4 protein-coding genes and 1 pseudogene are annotated in these 6,456 nt (G+C 62.2%); all 5 read right to left on the reverse strand.

Annotated features, from left to right (window positions below):
• Positions 1 to 3: 3 nt before the first annotated feature.
• Positions 4 to 1,245, reverse strand: coding sequence for a cysteine desulfurase (locus AC0L3O_RS05855; protein WP_473534557.1), 1,242 nt, complete (start codon positions 1,243 to 1,245; stop codon positions 4 to 6).
• Positions 1,246 to 1,430: 185 nt separating this feature from the next.
• Positions 1,431 to 2,699, reverse strand: coding sequence for a Fe-S cluster assembly protein SufD (sufD, locus tag AC0L3O_RS05860; protein WP_473615077.1), 1,269 nt, complete (start codon positions 2,697 to 2,699; stop codon positions 1,431 to 1,433).
• Positions 2,700 to 2,742: 43 nt separating this feature from the next.
• Positions 2,743 to 3,498 carry a Fe-S cluster assembly ATPase SufC gene (gene sufC, locus AC0L3O_RS05865; protein ID WP_091591425.1) on the reverse strand — a complete coding sequence of 252 codons (756 nt, stop codon included), beginning with the start codon at positions 3,496 to 3,498 and terminating at the stop codon, positions 2,743 to 2,745.
• Between the two features lie 30 nt (positions 3,499 to 3,528).
• Positions 3,529 to 5,046 carry a Fe-S cluster assembly protein SufB gene (gene sufB / locus AC0L3O_RS05870; RefSeq protein ID WP_023798290.1) on the reverse strand — a complete coding sequence of 506 codons (1,518 nt, stop codon included), beginning with the start codon at positions 5,044 to 5,046 and terminating at the stop codon, positions 3,529 to 3,531.
• A gap of 187 nt (positions 5,047 to 5,233) precedes the next feature.
• Positions 5,234 to 6,331, reverse strand: a pseudogene (locus AC0L3O_RS05875) (cysteine desulfurase family protein); the annotation flags it as partial.
• Positions 6,332 to 6,456 lie beyond the last annotated feature (125 nt).

Below are 6,456 nucleotides of genomic sequence, written 5' to 3' on the forward strand. Positions count from 1 at the left end.
TCGTCATCCGAAGAACTTTCGCGCTTTTTCGAGCGCATCGGCCAAAGCGTCGACTTCGGCTCTGGTGTTATACATGCCGAACGATGCCCTGCATGTGGAGGTTACGCCAAAACGTTTCAACAGCGGCTGGGCGCAATGGGTGCCGGCACGGACGGCGACGCCTTGCCTGTCGATCACCATCGACACGTCGTGGGCATGAATGCCTTGCAGTTCGAAGGAGATGATGGCGCCCTTGTCAGGCGCTTCGCCGAAGATGCGCAGCGAATTGATGGCGCGCAGCCGCTGATGGGCATAATCCCTAAGATCGGCCTCGTGGGCGGCGATGCGCTCGCGGCCGATCTTTTCCATATATTCGAGCGCCGCACCCAGCCCGATCGCCTGGACGATCGGCGGCGTGCCTGCCTCGAAACGGTGCGGCGGATCGTTGTAGGTGACGATGTCTTGCGTCACCTCCTCAATCATCTCGCCGCCGCCCATGAACGGGCGCATGCGCTCCAGCATGTCCTTCTTGCCATAGAGCACGCCGATGCCCGAGGGCCCATAAACCTTGTGGCCGGTGAAGACGAAGAAATCGCAGTCGAGGTCCTGCACGTCGATCGGCATGTGCACGGCGCTCTGGCTGCCGTCGACCAGCACCGGAATGCCGCGCGCATGCGCGATGCGGACGATCTCCTTGATCGGCGTCACCGTGCCCAGCGCATTCGACATGTGCGTGATGGCGACCAGTTTTGTGCGGTCGGTCAGCCGTTTCTCGAACTCCTCGATGTGGAAGATGCCGAGATCGTCGACCGGCACCCAGACCAGCTTCGCGCCCTGCCGCTCGCGGATGAAATGCCACGGCACGATGTTGGAATGGTGTTCCATGATCGACAGGACTATTTCATCGCCCTCGCCGATATTGGGCATGCCATAACCATAAGCAACGGTGTTGATCGCCGCGGTCGTGTTCGAGGTGAAGACGATGTTGTCGGTATCAGGCGCGTTCAGAAATCTTTGCACAATCTTGCGCGCGTTCTCAAAGGCGTCGGTCGCGGCATTCGACAGGAAATGCAAGCCACGATGGACGTTGGCATATTCCTGGGAATAAGCGTGCTGGATGGCGTCGAGCACGGCCTGCGGCTTCTGCGCCGAGGCGCCGTTGTCGAGATAGACCAGCGGTTTGCCGTAGACTTCCCGCGACAGGATCGGAAAGTCGCGGCGGATCGCCTCGACGTCGTAGGGGATGTTTTCGACTTTCTGGTCCATCTCGAAGTCCTTGCTACGCCGCGTTCCTTCCAGCACCCCTCATCCGTCTTGGCGCTACGCGCCAATCCACCTTCTTCCACAAGGGGAGAAGGAGAGGCGCTCTTCCTTCTCCCCTTGTGGGAGAAGGTGTCGCCGAAGGCGACGGATGAGGGGTGTTGGCCGAAGCGCCAAACCCTCACCCACTGTCACCCGTGCGCCGCGAACCAGCCGTCGAGCCTCGTTTCCAGCGCCTCGACGATCGCTTCGTCGTCGAGTTCCTCGATCACCTCGGCGACGAACGCCTTGACCAGCAGGCCACGAGCGGCCTTCTCGTCGATGCCGCGCGCCATCAGGTAGAACAAGTGGCTATGATCGATCTCGGTGACGGTGGCGCCGTGGCCGCAAACGACATCGTCGGCGAAGATTTCGAGCTCAGGCTTGGTCGAGAACTCGCCGTCATCCGACAGAAGCAGCGTGTTGCAGGCCATCTTGGCGTTGGTCTTCTGCGCGTATTGGTGGACGTTGATGCGCCCCTGGAAGACGCCGCGCGCTCTTCCCGTCACCACGTTGCGGATCACTTCCGTCGAAGCCGTGTGCGGCACCGCATGGTCGAGCACCATGGTCACGTCGGTATGGGTATCACCAGCAAGCAGGTTGATGCCGCGCAGCGTGAAATCGGCGCCTTCGCCTGTCGTTCTGACCACGATCTCCTGGCGCACCAGCTTGCCGCCGGCATTCATCACGAACAGCGTCAGCTTCGCATTTTTGCCAAGATGCGCCTTGAACTGGGCAAGATGCGTCGCCGTATCCGGCTGCTCCTGCACGATCAGCCAGGTCACCTCGGCGCCCTCGTCAAGCAGAAGCTGGCTGACCGAACTGACGAGTGCGGCGCCCTCGCCCGCCTGGCGCTCGACGATCACGGCCTTGGCGCCGGCGCCGACGCGGACGCGGACGCGGACATGCGTCTGGCCGCCGGCCTGCAGGTTCTGCAGTTCGATCGGCTTGTCCAACTCGGTGCCGTCGGCAATGTCGACAAAATAGCCGTCGGCAACGAAAGCGGTGTTCAGCGCGCCGATGGCATCGTCGGCGCCATAGAGGTCGAGGCCCGGTGCGATGCTGCCGTCGGTCAGCTTCTCCGACAGGCGCTGCACGGCGATGCCCTCGATTTCAGGCATTTTCGCACTGGACACGCCGTTGAGCACCGGCAGGACAGCGGATCCTTCGACGACAGGCGCAATGGCTTTTGGGGCGGCTGCGGGATCGAAATCCGGAACCGAAGTCAATAGGCGTCGCAGGTCGGTGTAGTGCCAGGATTCGACGCGCCGCGTCGGCAGGCCGCTCTTAATCGCCTCGATGGCGTCGTCGCGCTTCAGCATCACCGTGCCGTCGCCGGGCAGCAACGACAGTCGGTCGCTGAAGGCGTCGATCAGCGCCGTCTCAGTCGGCGTTCGCTGGGGTGTCGTATGTATATTCATCGGTCTCGCCTTGTTTGGCTTGCCTTCTTGGCCTTCTGGCATCTCACGCAGCTTGGCCGATCACGCCGGCATAGCCATTGGCCTCGAGGTCGAGCGCCAGCGACTTGTCGCCCGACTTGACCACCTGGCCTCTGTACAGCACGTGCACGCTATCCGGCACGATGTACTGAAGCAGGCGCTGGTAGTGGGTGATGATGACGATGGCGCGGTCCGGCGCGCGCAACGCGTTGACGCCTTCCGAAACGATCTTCAGCGCATCGATGTCGAGACCTGAGTCTGTCTCGTCGAGCACGCACAGCTTTGGCTCCAGAAGCTTCATCTGCAGGATCTCGGCGCGCTTCTTCTCGCCGCCGGAAAAGCCGACATTGAGCGGCCGCTTCAGCATCGCCATGTCCATGTCGAGCAAGGCGGCGGCATCCTTCACGCGCTTCAGGAATTCCGGGATCTTCAGCGGCTCCTCGCCGCGCGCCTTGCGCTGCTCGTTCATCGCCACTTTCAGGAATTCCATCGTCGCCACACCGGGTATCTCCATCGGATACTGGAAGGCGAGAAAAATGCCTGATGTGGCGCGCTCGGCAGGATCCATTTCGAGGATCGACCGGCCGTTGTAGAGGATGTCGCCTTCGGTCACCTCATAATCCTCGCGCCCGGCGAGGATGTAGGACAGCGTCGATTTTCCCGAGCCGTTCGGCCCCATGATGGCGGCGACCTCGCCGGCTTTCACCGTCAGGTTCAGGCCGCGGATGATCTCGGTGCCGTCATCGACGATGCGAGCATGCAAATTTCTGATTTCAAGCATTTTTTCTTTTCCTGAAAATTTTCGGTCCGGTCAGCCGACCGAGCCCTCGAGGCTGATCCCAATCAGCTTCTGCGCCTCGACCGCGAATTCCATCGGCAGTTGCTGGATGACGTCCTTGACGAAGCCGTTGACGATCAGCGCGATCGCCTCTTCTTCGGGAATGCCGCGCTGCATGACGTAGAACTTCTGGTCCTCGGAAATCTTCGACGTCGTCGCCTCATGCTCGAACTGCGCCGTTGCGTTCTTGGCTTCCATGTAGGGCACGGTGTGGGCGCCGCACTGGTCGCCGATCAGCAGCGAGTCGCAGTTGGTGAAGTTGCGGGCGTTGGTCGCCTTGCGGTGCGCCGAGACCTGGCCGCGATAGGTGTTCTGCGAGAAGCCGGCGGCGATGCCCTTGGAGATGATGCGGCTCGACGTGTTCTTGCCGAGATGGATCATCTTGGTGCCGCTGTCGACCTGCTGGTAGCCGTTCGACACGGCGATCGAATAGAACTCGCCGCTGGAATCGTCACCGCGCAGGATGCAGCTCGGATATTTCCAGGTGATCGCCGAGCCGGTCTCGACCTGGGTCCATGAAATCTTCGAACGGTGGCCGCGGCAGTCGCCGCGCTTGGTGACGAAATTGTAGATGCCGCCCTTGCCTTCGGCGTCGCCGGGGTACCAGTTCTGCACCGTCGAGTATTTGATCTCGGCATCGTCGAGCGCGATCAGTTCGACAACCGCAGCGTGAAGCTGGTTCTCGTCGCGCTGCGGCGCCGTGCAGCCTTCGAGATAGGAGACGTAGGCCCCTTCCTCTGCGATGATCAGCGTGCGCTCGAACTGGCCGGTGTTCTTCTCGTTCATGCGGAAATAGGTCGACAGTTCCATCGGGCAGCGCACGCCCTTGGGCACGAAGACGAAAGAACCGTCGGTGAACACCGCCGAATTCAGCGTGGCGTAGAAATTGTCCGAAGTCGGCACGACCGAGCCGAGATACTTCTTCACCAGATCCGGGTGCTCGCGGATGGCTTCCGAGATCGAGCAGAAGATGACGCCGGCCTGCGCCAGCTCCTTCTTGAAGGTGGTGACGACGGACACGGAATCGAACACGGCGTCGACGGCGACGCGGCCCGACTTGTAGACATTGTCGCTGGCTTCCTCGAGTTCCGACGCGTCGGTCTTCTGCACACCGGCGAGGATCTCCTGCTCCCTCAGCGGGATGCCGAGCTTTTCATAGACCCTCAACAGTTCGGGGTCGACGTCGCTCAGCGATGTCGGTCCTGGCGTGCTCTTGGGCGCCGCATAATAGTAGAGGTCCTGGAAATCGATCTTTGGATAGTGGACGCGCGCCCATTTCGGCTCGTCCAGCGTCACCCAGCGCCGATACGCTTCCAGACGCCATTCCAGCATCCAGGACGGCTCGTCCTTCTTCGCCGAAATGAAGCGGATAATGTCTTCACTCAGGCCCTTTGGGGCCTTGTCCATCGCGATTTCGGTCTGGAATCCGTATTTGTATTGGTCGACGTCGATCTTTCGGACCCGATCGATCGTGTCCTGCACAGCAGGCATCAGCGTTCTCCATCCACGCCGGGGTCAAGGCCCGGCAGTTTTCAAACTATGGCACCGCGAAACCAGTACCCGCGAGGCACCCGAGGCGGCGTAAGTTCCATATAGTGCGTCACTGCCGGGAATTCACCCGGCCACCATGAAACGCACGGCTCTACCAGGCCAAAAAGCCTGCGTTTGTTTGCCGCGCTCAGGCGGCTTCTTCCCTGCCTGCGCGGCGTGAGGCAATGCCGGCCAGCGCAGTGCGGAACAGTTCGATGTCCTGCGCGCTCGTTGCGTGGCCGATGGACACGCGCAAAGCGCCAAGGCTGTCATTGTATCCCATGGCTTTCAGCACATGGCTCGGGCCGATCTTGCCCGACGAACAGGCGGAACCGGCCGACAGCGCCACGCCGGCGAGGTCGAAGGCGATCTGCGCCGTCTCGGCCTTCATGCCCGCAATAGCGAAGAATGTCGTGTTGGCAAGCCTCGGCGCGCCGGTTCCGAAGATCTCCGCATCCGGCACCAGCGTTTTCACGATCGCCTCGATCTCATCGCGGCGGCTGCCGACGGCGTCGATGCGCTTCAATCCGATCAGGGCCTCGCGCGCCGCTGCGCCAAAGCCGACAATCGCGGCCAGGTTTTCGGTGCCGCCGCGATGACCCTTTTCCTGGCCGCCGCCGGCGATCAACGGCCTTGGCATCATCAGATCCGCGGCGGCGACGATGGCGCCAACGCCCATGGGGCCGCCGATCTTGTGCGAAGACAGAATCAAGTAATCGGCATAACCCGCTGACATATCGAGCGGAATGCGACCGGCTGCCTGCACGGCGTCGACGACCAGGATGCCGCCTGCCGCCTTGACGATTTCGGCGATGCGCCCGACCGGCTGGATGACGCCGGTCTCGTTGTTGGCGGCATGGATCGCCACCAGCGGCAGGCCGTCCGCCTTGTCATGACGGCCAAGTGCCGCCGCCAGCGCGTCCAGCCTGACAATGCCGTCGGCGTCGACGCCGACGCGTGTTACCCGGGCTGCCGGAAAGCGCCCGCCGTTCAGCACACAAGGATGATCGGCTTCGCAGACATAGAGCCGGCTCATGCGGACAGTGCCGCGCCCCATCTGCCAATCCGGCGTCAGCAGCGTCGAGGCGGCTTCCGTCGCACCGGAGGTGAACACGACATGCTCGGCGCCGGCGTTGACCAGCAGCGCCACATCGCGCCTTGCATTCTCGATCAGCCGCCGTGCGGCACGACCTTCGGCATGGACCGACGACGGGTTGGCGGCAGTATCGAGCGCGGCAATCATTGCCGCGGGGGGCCCCCCCCCCCCCCGCGCCCGCGCAGATGTTTTGTTATTATGGGGCGATCCGGCCGAGTAAGGTTTTTATGGTGGCGGAAAGAACCTGTAACAGCGCGGTAGGGCCGCTATATTAT

This window comes from Mesorhizobium sp. WSM4810 (assembly GCF_055811235.1).

Bases quoted from the DNA above. Each gene is read 5' to 3' on its own strand.
- AC0L3O_RS05855 (WP_473534557.1), bottom strand. From the start codon at position 1,245: ATGGACCAGAAAGTCGAAAACATCCCCTACGACGTCGAGGCGATCCGC.
- sufB (WP_023798290.1), bottom strand. From the start codon at position 5,046: ATGCCTGCTGTGCAGGACACGATCGATCGGGTCCGAAAGATCGACGTC.
- sufC (WP_091591425.1), bottom strand. From the start codon at position 3,498: ATGCTTGAAATCAGAAATTTGCATGCTCGCATCGTCGATGACGGCACC.
- sufD (WP_473615077.1), bottom strand. From the start codon at position 2,699: ATGAATATACATACGACACCCCAGCGAACGCCGACTGAGACGGCGCTG.